This is a genomic window from Ruegeria sp. SATB045, assembly GCF_059613525.1.
The window spans coordinates 278912-297159 of sequence record NZ_JBXWSR010000020.1 but is presented as its reverse complement, the minus strand read 5'-3'; the positions used below and the strand labels follow the sequence as shown (position 1 = coordinate 297159).

The 18248-nt window shown below is 57.3% G+C and carries 14 protein-coding genes; 5 read left to right on the top strand and 9 right to left on the bottom strand.

Annotated elements, in window-relative coordinates; translation table 11 throughout:
- Positions 1 to 2: 2 nt before the first annotated feature.
- From AC2FNR_RS08990 to AC2FNR_RS08980, 3 genes are all read right to left on the bottom strand, one after another.
- On the bottom strand, positions 3 to 389 hold the full coding sequence (locus AC2FNR_RS08990) for a cytidine deaminase (RefSeq protein WP_496848804.1): 387 nt from the start codon (positions 387 to 389) through the stop codon (positions 3 to 5).
- An 89-nt stretch (positions 390 to 478) separates the two neighbouring features.
- On the bottom strand, positions 479 to 1570 hold the full coding sequence (locus AC2FNR_RS08985; RefSeq protein ID WP_496848803.1) for a cupin domain-containing protein: 1092 nt from the start codon (positions 1568 to 1570) through the stop codon (positions 479 to 481).
- Positions 1545 to 2213: a hypothetical protein gene (locus AC2FNR_RS08980; protein ID WP_496848801.1), complete on the bottom strand. Its 669-nt coding sequence runs from the start codon at positions 2211 to 2213 to the stop codon at positions 1545 to 1547. Before AC2FNR_RS08980 ends, AC2FNR_RS08985 begins: the two co-directional genes overlap by 26 nt.
- 185 nt (positions 2214 to 2398) lie before the next feature.
- On the opposite strand from AC2FNR_RS08980, the gene AC2FNR_RS08975 reads away from it, so the two are divergent.
- From AC2FNR_RS08975 to AC2FNR_RS08965, 3 genes are all read left to right on the top strand, one after another.
- Entirely contained in the window at positions 2399 to 4672 is a 2274-nt protein-coding gene (locus AC2FNR_RS08975; RefSeq protein ID WP_353390519.1) for an NADP-dependent malic enzyme, read from the top strand.
- A gap of 280 nt (positions 4673 to 4952) precedes the next feature.
- Positions 4953 to 6845, top strand: a complete 1893-nt coding sequence (gene prpE, locus AC2FNR_RS08970) for a propionate-CoA ligase PrpE (protein WP_170752286.1) — start codon at positions 4953 to 4955, stop codon at positions 6843 to 6845.
- A gap of 81 nt (positions 6846 to 6926) precedes the next feature.
- A complete protein-coding gene (locus AC2FNR_RS08965; protein ID WP_496848799.1) occupies positions 6927 to 8366 on the top strand; it encodes an amidase family protein in 1440 nt (479 codons plus the stop codon).
- Between the two features lie 259 nt (positions 8367 to 8625).
- On the opposite strand, the gene AC2FNR_RS08960 is transcribed toward AC2FNR_RS08965, so the two are convergent.
- Positions 8626 to 9387: an NAD kinase gene (locus tag AC2FNR_RS08960; RefSeq protein WP_234899338.1), complete on the bottom strand. Its 762-nt coding sequence runs from the start codon at positions 9385 to 9387 to the stop codon at positions 8626 to 8628.
- 166 nt (positions 9388 to 9553) lie between these two features.
- Between AC2FNR_RS08960 and glyA the strand changes: the two genes are divergently transcribed.
- The gene (gene glyA, locus AC2FNR_RS08955) at positions 9554 to 10849 is read left to right on the top strand and encodes a serine hydroxymethyltransferase (RefSeq protein ID WP_496848796.1); all 1296 of its coding nucleotides are present in this window, start codon (positions 9554 to 9556) and stop codon (positions 10847 to 10849) included.
- A gap of 48 nt (positions 10850 to 10897) precedes the next feature.
- Here glyA and AC2FNR_RS08950 read toward each other — a convergent pair whose 3' ends face one another.
- Positions 10898 to 11272, bottom strand: coding sequence for a hypothetical protein (locus AC2FNR_RS08950; protein ID WP_480866043.1), 375 nt, complete (start codon positions 11270 to 11272; stop codon positions 10898 to 10900).
- A gap of 91 nt (positions 11273 to 11363) precedes the next feature.
- Here AC2FNR_RS08950 and AC2FNR_RS08945 point away from each other — a divergent pair, with 91 nt between their 5' ends.
- Positions 11364 to 12122 carry an alpha/beta fold hydrolase gene (locus AC2FNR_RS08945; protein WP_496848794.1) on the top strand — a complete coding sequence of 253 codons (759 nt, stop codon included), beginning with the start codon at positions 11364 to 11366 and terminating at the stop codon, positions 12120 to 12122.
- A 75-nt stretch (positions 12123 to 12197) separates the two neighbouring features.
- Here the strand turns inward: AC2FNR_RS08945 and AC2FNR_RS08940 are convergent, their stop codons facing one another.
- The 4 genes from AC2FNR_RS08940 to AC2FNR_RS08925 form a co-directional block, all read right to left on the bottom strand.
- The gene (locus AC2FNR_RS08940) at positions 12198 to 12575 is read right to left on the bottom strand and encodes a rhodanese-like domain-containing protein (RefSeq protein WP_480866046.1); all 378 of its coding nucleotides are present in this window, start codon (positions 12573 to 12575) and stop codon (positions 12198 to 12200) included.
- An 80-nt stretch (positions 12576 to 12655) separates the two neighbouring features.
- Positions 12656 to 14008 carry an HlyD family type I secretion periplasmic adaptor subunit gene (locus tag AC2FNR_RS08935; protein WP_496848791.1) on the bottom strand — a complete coding sequence of 451 codons (1353 nt, stop codon included), beginning with the start codon at positions 14006 to 14008 and terminating at the stop codon, positions 12656 to 12658.
- Positions 14008 to 16092, bottom strand: coding sequence for a type I secretion system permease/ATPase (locus AC2FNR_RS08930; RefSeq protein WP_414478907.1), 2085 nt, complete (start codon positions 16090 to 16092; stop codon positions 14008 to 14010). Before AC2FNR_RS08930 ends, AC2FNR_RS08935 begins: the two co-directional genes overlap by 1 nt.
- Before the next feature lie 180 nt (positions 16093 to 16272).
- Positions 16273 to 18210, bottom strand: coding sequence for a type I secretion protein (locus tag AC2FNR_RS08925; RefSeq protein WP_480866051.1), 1938 nt, complete (start codon positions 18208 to 18210; stop codon positions 16273 to 16275).
- Positions 18211 to 18248 lie beyond the last annotated feature (38 nt).

Genomic DNA, 18248 nt, shown 5'->3' with positions numbered 1-18248 from the left:
GCTCACTCCATATGCGAGGCGCCAAAGGCCCCCGGCAGCAGATCGCCGATGGTGGTTTCCATCTCAGACCCTTCGACCGACGCCAGCGTCACCTTGACTTCGCGCTTGCCGAACTCGGCCAGTTTCTGACGGCACCCCCCGCAGGGCGGCACGGGCTGAGGCGATGAGGCAACCACATAAACCTCGGTCAGTTCCTGCTCGCCTGCGGCAACCATGGCGGCAATCGCCCCTGCTTCAGCGCAGGTGCCTTCGGGATAAGCCACGTTTTCGACATTGCATCCGGAATAAATCACGCCCGAGGCAGATCGGATCGCCGCTCCGACCTTGAAATTGGAATAGGGTGCATAGGCGTTTTCGCGGACTAAGAGGGCTGCGTCTTTCAGGCTCATGGCGATTCCCCAATTTTTGATCATCTGGTCAGAAAAATACTGTTCTAGTGAAACGGCGCGCCAAGGTGAAGCCCCGCGCGCCGCAATTCTTACCCCAGCCGTGTGTTGAACGTGCCGGGCAGCGTTACTTCAAGCAGTTCCACATCATCCGACGGGTCCGACAGGCGCGTCCGCATCCCCGGAGGGATCACAAACGCGTCGCCCTGTTCCAGCGGGTATGGCTCGCGCCCTTCACCCTCTAACGTGACCGCGCCGTTCATTACAAAGGTGAAATGGATATCTGTGTCATGGGCAGCCCATTGCGGATCACCCTGCCCTTTGCGCACGACCTGCACCCCGGCCACGCCCTTGGTGTTTTCCGCAATCGTGGTGTCGCGGCAGATATAGCCCGGCAGGCGAAACGGCACCCAATCCGCGCCCTCGGCCTGATTGAAGACGAACTTCTGCCCCTGCCATTCACGATCGGGGCGGTAGTGCGGGGTGGGTAGGTCCATATCGTGATCGATCTCGGTGACGTGCTCGGCAGGCACGCCGATCTCGATCACCTGCACATTGTCCGAGGCCTCAAGCACGCGGTGACGGATTTCGGGCGGTTGGATAAAGCAATCGCCAGCAGTCAGGCGCATCTTGTCGCCCTGATCCTCGTAGACCACATCCACCCAGCCGTGGATGCAGAAGATCAGTTGGAATCCGACCTTGTGGAAATGCACCATGTCCGGCACCGGTCCACCGTCGGGAATGCGGATATGGCTAGCAATGATGGACCCGCCCAGCCGGTCGGGCACCAGATCACGATAGTGCATCCCGGCGCGACCAATGATCCAAGGGGCCTGATCCTTGAGCCTGCGCACAACGAAAGAATGCACCGTGTCCGGCATGACCATGGGCGGATTCAGCTCATCAATCTCGACCTTTGTTCCGTTCGGGGCCAGTAGGCTGCGCTGTCCGTCGGCAAAGCTGTCGGGGTCATCGGTCAGGATGCGCAACGTGCCGGGGCTTTCCGGCGCGTCCTTTTCAATCCGCAGCCGCAGCCCGTGGCCGGAAAACACCGCCACCCGAGGGTCATCGGCGGGATAGATCATATCCATCCGCATCCCCAGCACCTTGGTAAAAAAGGGGATATCGTCGCGCAGCTCCTGCGTGGGCAGACGAATCTCAGCTTTGGTCTGGTTGTTGGTCATTCACTGTCTCTTCGGTCTTGGCTTTCGGCCATCCGATCAGAACAGCGGCCAGAATGCCAATCGAAAAGAACATCTCAAGCGTTTCTTCCAGCACAAACAGGCGCAGTATCATGGTTTGCGAAATATCCGCGCCCATCATCCCGGACACCTCTTCCAGCAGTTGCGCGACCACTGCCGACATGCCCGCCAGGAAAAACACCAGCAAAAACGGCGCGCGTGCCTTCAAAGCACGCCAACCCGTCGGGACACCGTGCCAGATCAACCCACCCAACACGATCACCGCCAGCACTATGCGCACGGCAGTCATGTCCAGCATCACGTCCAAACCACTGAGGATCGTATGAGGAAAGGTTCCAACCGAGTAGACATCCGCTTCAAGCTCGCGCTCGGCCAACAGAAGACACACGACGCCGATGTACAGGCGCTTGACGCCGGGAAAGCGGTAAAACGCTGCAAAGCCCGCCGCCAGCAAAGCAAAAGCCGAGCCAGTCTCGATCAAGCCGCCCTCTTGGTTGAAACGCGATGCCTGTTCCGGCCAGATAGAGATAACGACCAACACAAGCGCCATTGCGGCCAGAGCAGCAGGAAGCCCAAAGTAAATATGCCCTTTGGAACCAGTCCGGAGATCCTCATTAAAGCTCATGTCTGGCCTTTGTTCTTGCGTCTGAAAGACAGGTTTTCGAAGATGCTCGAAACTAGTTACTTTGAATTGAAATGCAACTCACGCGCTCATGTCGCCGAAAACATGCTGCAAAATGACGTGACGTAGCCAAGCCGGAAAAAATGGTTTAACGGTCAATCAAATTTCGGAACGGAGATAAATCGCCAATGTCTGACACCCCCAGCCTGCGGCAGGCCGCGCTTGACTACCACGCCCACCCAAAGCCCGGAAAGCTAGAGATCAAAGCCACTAAGCCGATGGCCAACGGTCGCGACTTGGCGCGCGCCTACTCACCCGGCGTGGCCGAAGCGAGCCTTGAAATTAAGGCCGACCCCCAAAATGCCGAGCTTTATACGGCGCGCGGCAACCTTGTGGCGGTGGTCTCAAACGGGACGGCGGTTTTGGGACTGGGCAACATCGGTGCGCTGGCCTCAAAACCAGTGATGGAAGGCAAGGCCGTTCTGTTCAAGAAATTCGCTAATATCGACTGTTTCGATATCGAGGTCGATCAGCCCGATCCCGAAAAGCTGGCTGATATCGTCTGCGCGTTAGAGCCCACTTTTGGTGCGATCAACCTAGAAGACATCAAAGCCCCCGACTGCTTCGTCGTCGAGAAAATCTGCCGCGAGCGGATGAATATCCCCGTTTTTCACGACGACCAGCACGGCACTGCCATCGTTGTGGGGGCGGCCGCCAAGAACGCGCTGCACGTTGCCGGCAAATCGTTCGAAGACATCAAAGTCGTCTCGACCGGCGGCGGGGCGGCGGGGATTGCCTGCCTGTCCATGTTGGTCAAGCTAGGCGTCAAGCGCGAGAATATCTGGCTGTGCGATATTCACGGTCTGGTCTACGAAGGCCGCGCCGAGGATATGAATCCGCACAAGGACCAGTTCGCACAGAAATCCGATCTGCGCACGCTGGATGACGTGATCGGGGATGCGGACCTGTTCCTTGGCCTAAGCGGGCCGAATGTGCTCAAGCCCGAGATGGTCGCGAAAATGGCCAGCCGCCCGATCATCTTTGCGCTGGCCAACCCGAACCCGGAAATTCTGCCCGATGCCGCGCGCGAGGTTGCGCCGGATGCAATCATCGCCACGGGCCGCAGCGACTTTCCCAATCAGGTGAACAACGTCCTGTGCTTTCCCTTCATCTTCCGCGGCGCGCTGGATGTTGGCGCAACCGAGATCAACGATGAGATGCAGATCGCCTGTGTCGACGGTATCGCCGAAATGGCCCGCGCCACCACCAGCGCCGAGGCTGCTGCCGCCTACAAGGGTGAACAACTGACCTTCGGTCCCGACTATCTGATCCCCAAACCCTTTGACCCGCGCCTTGTGGGCGTGGTGTCATCCTCGGTGGCTAAGGCCGCTATGGCGAGCGGTGTGGCCAAACGCCCGATTGCCGATATCGAAGCGTATAAAGAACAGCTCAACCAAACCGTTTTCAAATCGGCGCTGATCATGCGACCGGTGTTCGAGGCCGCCTCGGCCGCGTCCCGCAAGATCGTCTTTGCCGAGGGCGAAGACGAGCGCGTCCTGCGCGCAGCCCAAGCTATTTTGGAAGAAACCACCGAGACCCCGATTCTGATCGGTCGTCCCGATGTAATCGATGCCCGATGCGAAAGGCTGGGTCTGACCGTCCGGCCGGGTGAGGATTTCCAGATCGTAAACCCGCAAGACGACCCGCGCTATTATGATTATTGGAATACATATCACGGACTGATGCAGCGCCGTGGCGTTACGCCTGATCTGGCCAAGGCGATCATGCGGACCAACAACACTGCTATTGCCTCGATTGCCGTGCATCGGGGCGATGCAGACAGTATGATCTGCGGAACCTTTGGCGAGTACCGCTGGCACTTGAACTATGTGCAACAAATTTTGAGCGATGGAGACTTACGTCCGCACGGCGCGCTGTCGCTGATGATCCTGGAAGACGGGCCGTTGTTTATTGCTGACACCCATGTTCGGCAACTGCCCTCCCCCGAGGAACTGGCCGAAAGCACAATCGGGGCAGCGCGTCACGTGCGCCGCTTTGGGCTTGAACCCAAAATCGCCTTTTGCTCGCAATCCCAGTTTGGCAATCAGGCGGAAGGGTCAGGCAAACGTCTGCGGGCGGCGCTGGATATTCTGGACTCGGAGCCACGTGACTTTACCTATGAGGGCGAGATGAATCTTGACCTTGCGCTGGACCCCGAGCTGCGCTCGCGCATCTTCCCGAATTCCCGCATGGAGGGTGCAGCGAATGTGTTGATCTTCGCGCATTCCGACGCGGCCAGCGGCGTGCGAAACATTCTGAAAATGAAGGCGGACGGGCTGGAGGTTGGGCCGATCCTGATGGGAATGGGCAACAAGGCGCATATCGTGACGCCATCAATCACCGCGCGTGGGTTGCTGAACATGGCCGCAATAGCGGGTACGCCCGTTACCCACTACGGGTAGTCGTGTAACCTGATCTGTCAATAATTCGAACCGGGCGCCAGCTAAGGCGCCCGGTATGATTCTGAGACTTGTTTGCTCAGCCCTCTTTGCAACTTTGCAAAAATTCCCCACGATACCCACCTTACTGCGCCCAAAAAGTGCATTTGCAAAAATTTGCACCTCTACTTCCAAAGATATGCAAATATTTTGCGATAAAGTGACGCTCCGACTTAAGCGTCGCTTGTCCGTTACCCTTCGGCCACTTTACACAAAGCGCACTGAACTATCGGAGGAGATTATCGTGGCTTACCAGGACGTTTTCGACAGCTGGAAATCCAACCCAGAGGAATTTTGGATGGAGGCCGCCAAAAGCATCGACTGGGTGCGTCCACCGACCAAAGCCCTGTTCGACGACAATGCTCCGCTCTACGAATGGTTCTCGGACGCCCAAGTCAACACATGCTGGAACGCAGTGGATCGCCACGTGGAAAACGGACGCGCCGAGCAGACCGCGATTATCTACGACAGTCCTATCACTCACACCAAGCGCGAGATCTCGTATGTCGAGCTGCGCAATCGCGTCGCGATGCTGGCCGGTGCATTGCGGGCCAAGGGCGTGGAAAAAGGCGACCGGGTCATTATCTACATGCCCATGATCCCCGAAGCGTTGGAGGCCATGCTAGCCTGCGCCCGTCTTGGGGCCGTACATTCGGTGGTCTTTGGAGGCTTTGCCAGCAACGAGTTGGCTGTTCGGATCGACGATGCGAAACCCAAAGCAATCATCGCCGCCTCGTGCGGGATGGAGCCCGGGCGCGTTGTCCACTACAAACCCCTATTGGACGGGGCCATCGATTTGGCCGAGCACAAACCCGATTTCTGCGTTATTTTCCAACGCGAGCAAGAGGTTGCACAACTGATTGAAGGTCGCGACTTCAACTGGCATGGCTTCCAATACGGTGTCGAACCGGCCGAGTGTGTTCCGGTCGCCGGCAACGACCCGGCCTATATCCTCTACACCTCGGGTACGACAGGTGCGCCCAAAGGTGTCGTTCGCCCCACCGCAGGCCATTTGGTGGCGCTGAACTGGACGATGAAGAATATCTACAATGTGGACCCCGGTGACGTGTTCTGGGCAGCATCCGACGTGGGGTGGGTCGTGGGTCACTCTTACATTTGTTACGCGCCGTTGATCCACGGAAACACCACGATCGTGTTCGAAGGCAAGCCGGTGGGCACACCCGACGCCGGTACGTTCTGGCGCGTTATTTCCGAACACAAGGTCAAAAGCTTTTTCACCGCACCAACAGCGATCCGTGCGGTCAAACGCGAGGACCCGCAAGGTGAACTGATCAACAACTACGACATGTCCCATTTGGGCGCGCTTTACCTGGCCGGTGAGCGGGCTGACCCGGACACGATCGTCTGGGCGCAGGATGCACTGAAAGTACCGGTGATCGATCATTGGTGGCAAACTGAAACCGGCTGGCCCATCGCAGGAAACCCGCTTGGGATCGAGGAACTGCCGATCAAACTTGGGTCACCCGCCAAGCCGATGCCTGGTTATGACGTGCAGATCCTGGACGAAGGCGGCCACCCCATGAAAGCCGGAGAGTTGGGCGCAATCGCAGTAAAGCTTCCCCTTCCCCCCGGGACTTTGCCGACACTGTGGAATGCTGAAGAACGGTTCAAAAGCGCGTATCTTGAGCATTTCCCCGGCTACTATGAAACCGGCGACGCGGGCATGATCGATGAGGACGGGTACCTATACATCATGGCCCGCACCGATGACGTGATCAACGTCGCGGGTCACCGCCTGTCTACTGGCGGTATGGAAGAGGTTCTGGCCTCTCACCCCGACGTAGCGGAATGCGCCGTGATCGGCGTAACCGATCAGTTGAAGGGCCAGATGCCGGTTGGCTTCCTTTGCCTGAATGCAGGTTGTGATCGTGACCACGGTGAGGTCGTGCAGGATGTGGTTAAGCTGGTACGCGACAAGATCGGCCCAGTCGCAGCCTTCAAACAGGCTGTTGTGGTGGATCGCCTGCCCAAGACGCGGTCGGGCAAGATCTTGCGCGGGACGATGGTGTCGATTGCCGACAGCAAGGACTACAAAACGCCCGCAACCATCGACGATCCGGCCATTCTGGACGAGATCACAGACGCCCTGAAAACACTCGGCTACGCCCAGAAATAGAGCACAGTGCAGCGCTGCTGCACCCCTGCCCTTGCAACCCGCCTTGGGGCCTCTACAGTCTGACTAAGACAGTGAGGCCCCATGACAATACGTGACTTATGGCGTCTGAACGCCACCGACCTGACGAACCTGACCCGCAAGGGCGAGATCAGCGCGGAAGACGCTATAAAATCCTCGATCGACAGGTTGCATCAGGTCAATCCCGACCTCAATGCCGTCGTCGAAGACCTTAGTACCGAGGCCGTCAGCCATGCGCGTGAACTGGACAATGCAGTCGCCGGGGGCGCGGAACCCGGCCCACTGCACGGCGTGCCTGTCACCATAAAGATCAACGTCGATCAAAGAGGGCATGCAACCACGAACGGCGTCGTTGCTTTAAAGGATGTGATTGCACCCGATGATGCCCCGGTCGTCAGAAATCTGCAAAACGCAGGTGCTATTGTGATCGGCCGTACCAATACACCCGAATTCTCGTTTCGTGCCGACACGGATAACGACCTGCACGGCCGCACGTATAACCCGTGGGGGCGGCATATCTCGCCGGGTGGATCTTCGGGTGGTGCCGGTGCGGCGGTGATGGCGGGGATCGGGGCCTTGGCGCATGGCAATGATATCGGCGGCAGCCTGCGGTTTCCAGCGGCCGCCAACGGCGCGGTGACCGTGAAGCCAGGTCTGGGCCGCGTACCCGCGTTTAACCCAAGTCAAAAGGTTGAGCGTGGCTTGCTGGCGCAATCCATGTCAGTGCAAGGGCTGATCACCCGTTCGGCTGCGGATTTGCACCTGTCGATGCCCAGCCTGATCGCGGCTGATCCCCGCGATCCGTTTCATGTTGCCGTGTCGTGGCGCGGGGATAAGACCGACGGGCCCATCAAGGTTGCCTTTACCAAGAACACCTACGGCTATGATTTACACCCCGAGGTCGACAAAGCGCTGGACACCGCCCGTGACGCGCTGATGGACGCGGGGTATGACGTGCAAGAGGTGAACACACCCGACGTGTTCGAATGCGGGCGCGGTGGGTATCGCGCGTTGATGGGTGAAGTTCTGACCTTGTTGAAAACAGATATCGAGGCCGCCGGATCGCAAACCATCCGCGATATCTTTGAAGTATACTTCCAGGAATTTCCGCCCATCACCGGAACCGAGTTGATCGGTATGTTGGCCAAGCGAACACAGTACGCGCGTGAATGGGCACTATTCATGCTGGATTATCCGCTGATTCTGTCGCCGTTCCTGCCGCAACCCTTTTTCGGCCCCGACCGTGACACCGAAGGCCCCGAAGGCGTCCACGAAGTTCTGGGCTGCGCGGTCTATTCCTACGCGATGAATTTCCTTGGCCTTCCCGCCGCCAGTGTTCCAGCGCGTCTGGCCGATCTACCAAACGGGCCACAACCGATAAACGTCCAGATTGCTGCAGCGCGCTGGCGCGAGGATATGGCCGTAGATGCCGCCGCCGCGATCGAAGCACGTGTAGGACAGATGTGCCTGCCGCTGTGGGAAAGGATGGATCAGGTCAACTGACCCTTGCCAAAAGAAATTGACCCCGGGGTTTTGTACCCGGGGCCCACTTTCTAAAATATGCCCGGAGATCCGATAACAAGCGTAGCACCACCTACCCTTGCCAGCGCGAAAACTGCGCGTTCATTTCGAAAACACCGTTGGCGGCCACTCACTCCCGCCGTTGATGTGTCTCCGGGCAAGTTCACATTAATCCATGGTTAATCAATCTCCTGTGAACTGGTTCACACAAGAGTGAGAAAATTGCCAACAGCACGCAAAATCAGGTGAATTGCTCCGAGATCAGCCGCTCTTCCAGCCCATGACCGGGGTCGAAAAGGATGCGATGCTGGATCGAAGGCTCGGACCTGATCTCGACCCAGTCGATATCCGGGAACGAGATAGAATCGGCGTCCGCCATGACCGGGCGTTTATCCGCGTCCAGCACATCAAACCGAACCTTGGCGATCTTGGGCAACAAAGCGCCCCGCCACCTGCGCGGGCGAAACGCGGCGATCGCGGTCAGGGCCAGAACATCGGACCCAATCGGCAGAATCGGACCATGGGCCGAGTAATTATAGGCCGTGGACCCCGCAGGCGTGGACAACAGCGCCCCGTCACAGACCAACTCGTCCATGCGAACCCGTCCGTCCACACTGATCTTGAGGCGTGCGGCCTGCGGACCGGCCCGCAGCAGCGATACCTCGTTGATCGCAAGCGCCTCATGCATCTTGCCGGACTGGTCCATCGCGCGCATAGCCAGTGGATTGATGACCTCTTCTATCGCTACATCAAGGCGTTCCATCAGGTCAGTCTCATGGAACTCGTTCATCAGAAATCCGATGGTTCCACGGTTCATGCCGTAAACAGGTGTATCCAGATGCTGCATGTTGTGCAGCGTGTGCAGCATGAAGCCATCGCCGCCCAGCGCAACGACCACATCGGCATCACGCGGCGCTGCGTTACCATAACGCCTGACCAGCGTGTCGCGCGCGGTTTGCGCCACTTTCGCGTCGCTGGCAAGAAAAGCGATTCTCTGAATCATCTGTTGCGGTTTCCGGTGCTGCACATTTGGTTCCGAAACAACCATACCTTTCCCCGATAGGCCAGTCTTGACGCCGCAGTTGGCCAAATCGTCGCTTTAAGCCTTTTGCCGCTGGCCAGTTTCCGATAGGAAATCCGCAAATTACCCCCCAGTATGTGGAGCCCCCATGAACGCCAATCTTCGTGATAACGGATTTTTCACCCAATCCCTCGCTGACCGTGATCCCGAGCTGTTCGGCTCGATAACATCCGAGCTGGGACGTCAGCGCGACGAGATCGAACTGATCGCATCCGAGAACATCGTGTCTGCCGCGGTGATGGAAGCGCAGGGTTCGGTGATGACCAACAAATATGCCGAAGGCTATCCGGGTCGTCGTTATTATGGCGGTTGCCAGTTCGTTGATGTCGCCGAAAATCTGGCCATCGATCGCGCCAAAGAACTGTTTGGCTGCGGATTTGCCAACGTTCAGCCGAACTCGGGCAGCCAAGCCAACCAGGGTGTGTTCCAGGCGCTGATCCAGCCCGGCGACACCATTCTGGGCATGAGCCTGGACGCAGGTGGCCACCTGACCCATGGCGCAGCCCCCAACCAGTCCGGCAAGTGGTTCAAGGCTGTTCAATACGGCGTGCGCCAGCAGGACAACATGCTGGACTATGATCAGGTCGAGGCGCTGGCGAAAGAGCACCAGCCCAAGCTGATCATCGCAGGTGGCTCGGCCATCCCGCGCCAGATCGACTTTGCCCGCATGCGCGAGATTGCCGATATGGTCGGCGCTTACCTGCACGTGGATATGGCGCACTTTGCCGGTCTGGTTGCAGCAGGCGAGCATCCGAGTCCCTTCCCGCATGCGCATGTGGCCACCACCACCACCCACAAGACCCTGCGCGGTCCCCGCGGTGGCATGATCCTGACCAATGACGAGGCGATCGCCAAGAAAGTGAACTCGGCCATCTTCCCCGGCATTCAGGGCGGCCCGCTGATGCACGTCATCGCTGGTAAAGCTGTCGCCTTTGGTGAGGCGCTGCGCCCCGAGTTCAAAACCTACATCCAACAGGTCGTGACCAACGCGCAGGCGCTGTCGGACCAGCTGATCAAAGGCGGTCTGGACACGGTCACCCACGGCACCGACACCCATGTGGTTCTGGTCGACCTGCGCCCCAAAGGCGTAAAGGGCAACGCGACCGAGAAAGCCTTGGGTCGTGCGCACATCACCTGCAACAAGAACGGCGTTCCGTTCGACCCCGAAAAGCCAACCATCACGTCGGGCATTCGCCTGGGCTCGCCTGCAGGAACCACTCGTGGGTTTGGTGAGGTCGAGTTCCGCCAGATCGCGGATTGGATCATCGAAGTGGTCGACGGTCTGGCCGCTAATGGCGAAGAAGGTAACGGCGCGGTCGAAGCCAAGGTCAAGGCCGAAGTGGCCGAACTGTGCGCGCGCTTCCCGATTTATCCGAACCTGTAAAGTGTCAGGATATCAAAAAGTTGAACGGCGCCCCAGCGGCGCCGTTTTTCATATGAAGCCCTGCCACCGCAGAAACACAAGCAGCAGAACCGACAGGGCCAACAAGTTGAAAGCCAACCCACCCAGCATTCCCAGAAACCAGCCCAGCCTGCGGTCGGCCAGATTTATGCCGGTCAGATGATCCTGCACCTCATCTGACGCGCGGGCCAGTTTGGGCGTGTCCAGCACCAGCCTCAGCTTGGGATGGGCCGCCATCTGCTCGGCATCGGCCAAAAGCAGCGCCTGTTTGTAAATGCGCCGGGGCAATTGACGTTTGGCTTTTCTGACCGAGGCCGTCAGGGTCTTGTCCTGCACACCCAACTTGTCGCGCAACAACTGCACGGTCTGCGCGATTTGAGTTTGGATGTCGGGGTTTTGCGCCATATCGGGACCTCCTGCCGCGGCACTGTATCCGGGCCGGACACGCGCCACAATGGGGCTGGCTGTTTGTGGACACGACAGGTATCACACGGACATGCTGAACACGATCATCCATGGTGAACCGACTTCAAACCCGCCTTTTCTGATTGCCCATGGGCTATATGGCTCGGGTCGAAACTGGGGTGTCATTGCACGCAGACTGTCTGATGAGCGACAGGTCGTGGCCGTCGACATGAGAAACCACTCCAACAGTGAATGGACGACACGACATGACTACCCGAGCATGGCCGATGACCTGGCAGAGGTGATTGATCATTTTGGTGGACAGGCGGATGTGCTCGGTCATTCGATGGGCGGCAAGGCGGCCATGACGCTGGCCTTGCTGCATGGCGAGAAGCTGCGCAAGCTGGTGGTCGCTGACATCGCGCCCGTTACTTATACGCATAGCCAGATCCAGTTCATCGAGGCAATGCGCGCCGTTGACCTGTCATCTGTCACGCGTCGGTCAGATGCCGAACAGCAACTGGCCGAACAAGGTGTCGAGAAAGCCTTACAGAGCTTTTTCACACAGTCGCTGGACATCAAGGGTCAACGGTGGTTGCTGAATCTGGATACTCTGTCTGCCGAGATGCCGAAAATCATGGGCTTTCCCGAGCTGACAGGCACATGGGACAAGCCGACCCTGTTTCTGTCCGGGGCTGAATCTGACTATGTGCTGCCCGAATACCGCCCCGCGATCCGGGCGCTGTTTCCAACTGCGCGCTTCGCCAAAATACCCGGTGCGGGACATTGGTTGCACGCCGAAAAACCGCGTGAATTCGAGGCTTCGGTTCGGGCCTTCCTGAACGCTTAGGAGAAAGTCCGCAAAAGCGACCGGCGCGGCTGCTACCGCGTCGATCCTTTAACATTCAGCTTCAAGTCATTCGCTTCAGGAGCCCGCGACGTCGCCGCCACCTTCAACCCAGTCTTTGAATCCACCCAGGTTATAAACCTGCGCGTATCCCATATCCTTTAACAACTTGCCCGCCAGCGCCGCGCGCCCTCCGGCTGCGCAATACAGAACAATGGGACGATCCTTACGCAGCTCGGGGTCATGAGATTGCAACGCATCGTCGGCATGAAACTCCAACATCCCCCTTGAGATGTGATGCGCGCCTGCAGCCCGACCCGTTTTCATCAATTCAGCCCCATCACGTACGTCCAGTAGTAAACCACCCTGCCCCAGAACCTCGGCCGCGCGGGCCATATCTATCCGTTCAACAGCGGCGTTCGCGGCTTCCATCATCTCTTTCACGGTTAAGGACATAGGCGTTTCTCCTGTTGGTGTTCCCAACAAGATAACATGCGAAAACTGGAAGGTGTAGGTTGAAGACCCTACACCCGTGATCAATGTTCGCGGAAGGCACGCGACATACTGTCCGTCACCGGTTTGGCGATATAAGCCGCAAAAGTGCGTTCTTCGGTTTGAATCATGATCTCGGCAGGCATACCTGGAGTGGGGATAAAGCCCCGTACCCGGTCAATCTCGTCCGGGGCCAGTGAAATCCGGGCCAAGTATACTTCTTGAGGCGTTCCTGACGAGTCTTCGACCAGAGCATCCGCCGAGACATAGAACACCTCACCGCTTAGTACTGGCGTCGTGCGTTGGTTCAGCGCCACCAAACGCACTGTAGCGTTCTGGCCCTTGCCCACACTGTCAATTTCGGTTCGGGGAATTTGCGCCTCGATGATAAGGGGCGCATCGGCAGGTAGGATTTCAGCAATAGGCTCGCCAGTTTCGATCACGCCCCCAGGTGTATGATAGTGAAGCCTTACAACAGTCCCAGTGACTGGTGCGCGAACAACGGCACGATCCAGAACACTACGCGCCTGACGTGCCTTTTCGCGGACACTTTCCAGATCGGCTGCAATCACACCCAACTCATCCAACGCGGCTTCGCGATAGGCCGAACGTGTCCGCGTGATCTGTTCGTCATACTTCAGCAACATCTGGTTGATTTCCGCCGTCTCAGCCGCCAGCCTCGCCTGCTGTCCCTCCGCCTCAGCCTGCACGCGACGGATCGTGTTCAAATCTCCCTTTCGAACCAAACCTTTGTCAAACAACGCCTTTTTGGTTTCAAATTCTTCCTGCAGGATTTCCGCGCGACGTTTCATACTGTCCAGTTGCGCCTCGAACCCGCTGGACCTGATCCTGAGGGCCTCCATGTTGCGTTCCAACAATGCGATATCATTCAGCAGGGTTTTGCGGGATACTTCGAAGCTGATCTTCTGGCCATCAAGAATGGTCATGACTTCGACATCATCAGTGGCTGAAAGCAACTCGGCGGAAAACTCCAACTGATCCATCTCATTGTGTTCGGCCTCAAGACGTTCAGACATGGCTTGCAAGCGGATTTTGCGAATGAACAGTTCTCGTTCATTGGCCTCGGCCGAAGTTTGGTCCAGCGTCATCAACACTTCCCCCGCCTGAACCGACTGACCTTCAATCACTTTGATGTTTTCAATGATCCCGCCCTCAAGATGCTGTACGATCTTGTTGCGACCAGTGGCCACGAAACTTCCCTGCGCAATCACCGCAGCAGCTAGCGGTGCGCTGAAAGACCAGACGCCAAAGCCGCCAAAGCAGACGACCAGCATAACTAAACCAACTACGACCAACCGGTTGATCGAGCGCGGTACTTCAGCGTACCAGACAGTTTGGTCTTTGGGGTCATTATTGACCGGCACGAGATCATTCATTACGCATCCCCTTTCTGCTGGCCTTCAATCCCAGCCTGTTTGCGCGGGCCGTTCAATTGTTGCAGCACCTGTTCACGCTGCCCGAACAAAGCAACACGTCCATCCGTCAGCAGCATGATCTTATCGACCACGTTCAACAGCGTTGGCTTCTGCGTAATCACCACGACCGTAATCTTGTTTTCCTTGGCCTGCGCGATGGCCCGTGCCAGCGCCTGATCTCCGGCCACATCAAGGTTCGAGTTCGGCTCATCCAGAACCACAAGCCGCGGATTTCCAAAGAAGGCACGCGCAAGGGCAATCCGCTGCTTTTGACCGCCGGACAATGGCGAGCCATCGGCGGCCACAACAGTCTCATACCCTTGGGGCAACGTGGCGATCATGTTGTGGACATCGGCTAGAACGGCAGCATCGTGGATCTGTTCGTCCGTTGCATCTTCGCGCATACGGCCAATGTTGTCCTTGATGGTGCCCGGAAACAGCTGCACATCCTGCGGCAGATAGCCGATGCTTTCGCCGAATTGGCGCGGATCCCAGTTGCGGATATCCATCAGGTCCAGGCGCACGCTGCCGGATGTCGGCAAAATCGATCCGACCAGTGTTTTGCCCAACGTGGTCTTACCCGCGCCCGAGTTGCCAATGATCGCCAGAGTCTCGCCCGGATTCAGCGCAAAGCTGATCCCATTCAATACAACGCGCTTGGTGCCGCCGGGAACAAAAAGCAGCCGTTCCACATCCAACCGCCCTTCTGGCCGCGGCAAGCGCAGTTTCTCGAACTGAAGCGCCGAGTTGGACAGCAAGTTCTTGATCCGCCCGTAAGCCCCACGTGTCAGCAGGAAACCGTTCCACCCTTCGATGGAGCCTTCGATGGGTGCAAAAGCCCGCCCGGCAATGATCGACGCCGCGATCACCATCCCGCCCGTGATTTCGCCCTGCAGGGCCAGGAATGCCCCCCACCCCAGAATGGCTATCTGTGTCAGCAAACGCACCGCTCGCGAAATAGCGGCGAAAATAACGTTCCGGTCCTGTGCCCGCACTTGCCACGTCAGTGACTGCGCAGTGTCTCGGCCCCAAATACGCACGGCCTCGGGGATCATGGCCAGAGCATTTATAATCTGGCTGTTGCGCGACATCGAATCCAGATGCTGGTTGGCCATGGATTGCGCCCGGTTGGCCTCGGCAAAAGGTCCGGCAGTCATACGTTGGTTGATAAGGGCAATGACCATCAACAACAGCGCTGTGACGATCACGATCATACCCAGCTGGGGATGAACCAGAAAGATCATAAGGATGAACAACGGTGCAAATGGCACGTCCAGAAACGAGATCAAAGTCCCCGATACTAGAAAACCTCGTACCTGCTGAAGATCACCCAATGTCTGATATTCGCGCCCTGTGCCATGCAACGAAGCATGAGCGGCCGCGCTGAGGATCGGAGCACCCAGCCGTGCATTAACCTCGACCGCGGTTCGCATCAGCATGAAGCGACGCACCGCATCGAAGGCCGACTGAAAGATGACAGCGCCAGCCACGATCGCGGTCAGCATGATCAACGTATCCAACGATCGACTGGTAAGCACGCGGTCACTGATCTGAAACAGGTAAATCGGGATCGCCAGAATAAGGATATTCGTCGCACAGGTCAGGACCAGTACAAAGGCAAGGTTGCGCAGAATCGCACGCAGCGAGACTTGCAGGGTACGCTGAAAATCCTCGGGCGGGGTGCGTTTGTGAAAGGTCTGGGGTGGCCCATTACCATCTCCGCCGCCGCTTTTCTTCAACGGCAATGGTTGGTTCGCCTTGGCCTCGATAGTGGTGCCAATACTCGCACCGCCTTTGGAGCGCGACAGGGGGGGGACCCGCGCGGTCTCCTTTCTGGCGGTTTCAGGACCGAGCCCTTCAGCATCGGCCACCCCAGCATCGCAGCCCTTAGTACCGTGACCTTGATCAGGCTGCGACGTAGCGCGCCGAAGGGAATATTCAGCGCGTTTCTGAATTTCGTCAGTTTCGGACCTTTGATCGGGGTCCAATCTGATTTTGTTTGCTTCCGGTTTTTCGGGCCCTTTTTTCAAAGGCCGCACACGCATGTCTTCGCTTAATCGTAATTCGGGCAATATGCCGGACGCCCTCGCCGTTCGTGCGGCAACTGATTTGACTGGATTGGCCCCACCCCCGCCGTCCATAGGACTTGCAAAGAGAGAGCGACGCGACGAAAACGTTCTCGACATACTCAGACTTTCGGTTCACTCGTAAAAAAAACTGGGAAATTAAGCTAACATTGAGGACAGCGCATCATCCACGCTGGCCATTTCAGAGGGCGTCAGTTTGTTGTGCCCCGGGGCAAGGTCTGACTTACCCGGTCCAGATGTTTCCTGCATCAGGATCGCGATGGCTTCATTGGCCAGCTCTGTACCCAGATCTTCGTCTTGGGTGTCAATCAGGCTCGCCTGATGCAGAACGACGTCCGAATATTCGCCTTCCGATGCCATAACGACCGAGTCCACTCCGATGGTCGAGATACTCGCCGCATTCAGCACCGCATTTCCAGCACCCAGCGCTGAAGCGATGGCACCATTCCCTCCTTGTACGTGAATATCATCCTGGTCCTGCAGGGTAGTCACCTGTTCGACGACGTTGACCTGCACCAGATCACCTTCGATTTTCAGAACCCGCACCTGCTCCATCCCCGCAAATTGAGGATCGTTCAGCAGTGCATCTTCCAAAGCGTCGGTATCCATCTCCTGCAGAGGTAAAACTTCGGCCAGCGTTTCCGACAACTCTTCATGAGTGTCTTCCCCAATGGTCGTCAGTTCTACGTGGTTCATGACAAGGTTGTCATTGTCTTCCTCGGCGATCACCCCCGAGACTACATCGTCATCCACCAACGCAATCGTCTGATGGACAAAATCCACCGAAACCATGTCTCCGCCGATTAAAACCAGATCGTAATAGCTGCCGAGCTGAACGACGCTGACCTCATTCACCAGATCGTTGTCACCCAACACAAACAGGCTGGTCGTGGCGTCGATCTGGGTTTCAATATGGTCGATATCAGTGGCGTTGATTTCTTGTTTCACGAAATTTGTGACGAACAGATCACCCGAAATCCAGGTGATCGCGACAAGAGGATCTTGTCCCTCTTCCGAGACATTATCATCAAGCCAGGACGCCTCATTGGATTCCACTGCAATACTTGACGACTGAACCACCGTGGTTTCGCTTTGACTATCCTCGGGCCCTTCGTCGACATCCGAGACAATCGCCACCTGGCTTACAACGGTTAGGTTGACCGACTGCCCACCGACCGCAATTACCGGAGCATCGACCCAACCGACTGTAATGGCCACCTCGTTTATCGCTAGGTTGCCCCCCGCGATAACGGTGTGACCATCGCCAAAATCTGCATCGTCTGACTGATCCCACTCAGTTGGCAACAAATCAGGGTGGTCACTGTCATCTTCTTCATCAGGAAGATGGTGACTTGGCACCAATTCCAGAAAATCCGGAAGTTCCTCGACATGTTCACCGTTCACAATCGTTCCTATGGCTTCATCGCCTTGAAACTGGTGGACAGTCACATCCTCAGACGGGGCTTCGAACGGGGCCTCCATCTCGGCAACAATCGATTCGAGATGCTCGATCGACTGATAATCGGAAATACTAAAGGATGGGGACGATACCGCGTGTAGAGAAAGCGCAACATCAGCCAGTTCCTGACCTTGCTGCACCAATGAGTCCACATCGCGGAAATCCCCCTGACCGATGGTGTCGTTGTCGTTCAGGTCCAATGTCTGAATCGCATAGGTGACAGCCGAGCCGATCAGTTCGGGGATCAAAACCGGTTTTGCGACTAAGATCGGTATCGAGGTCGACGCGATCGCCGCATCGGGAAGCACTTGATCGGGACCCGGGCCAGTCTGCAATGGACCATCGGGAACCGGCCCCAACGGTTGAGGGTTTGGAGCCAACGGAATGTCAGTGTGACTAACCGATGGCGCATAGGGCAAAGCGTCGTATTTTCCGGGGTCAAGGTTAAGGTCTGCCCGTACTTTCACGGCAGCACCTTCTTCCAGCTCTTCCATCTCAGCCTTGCGCCTGAGAGCAGTAAATTCCTGATATTGATCTCGCAACCGAGCTTGCTCGGTCGTCAGATCAAAAGTTCCGATGAAATGGGCAATCGTCTCACTGATACTATCAAACGACATTTCAATTTCCTTTCCCGCGGCGTTCAAAATCAACTGCC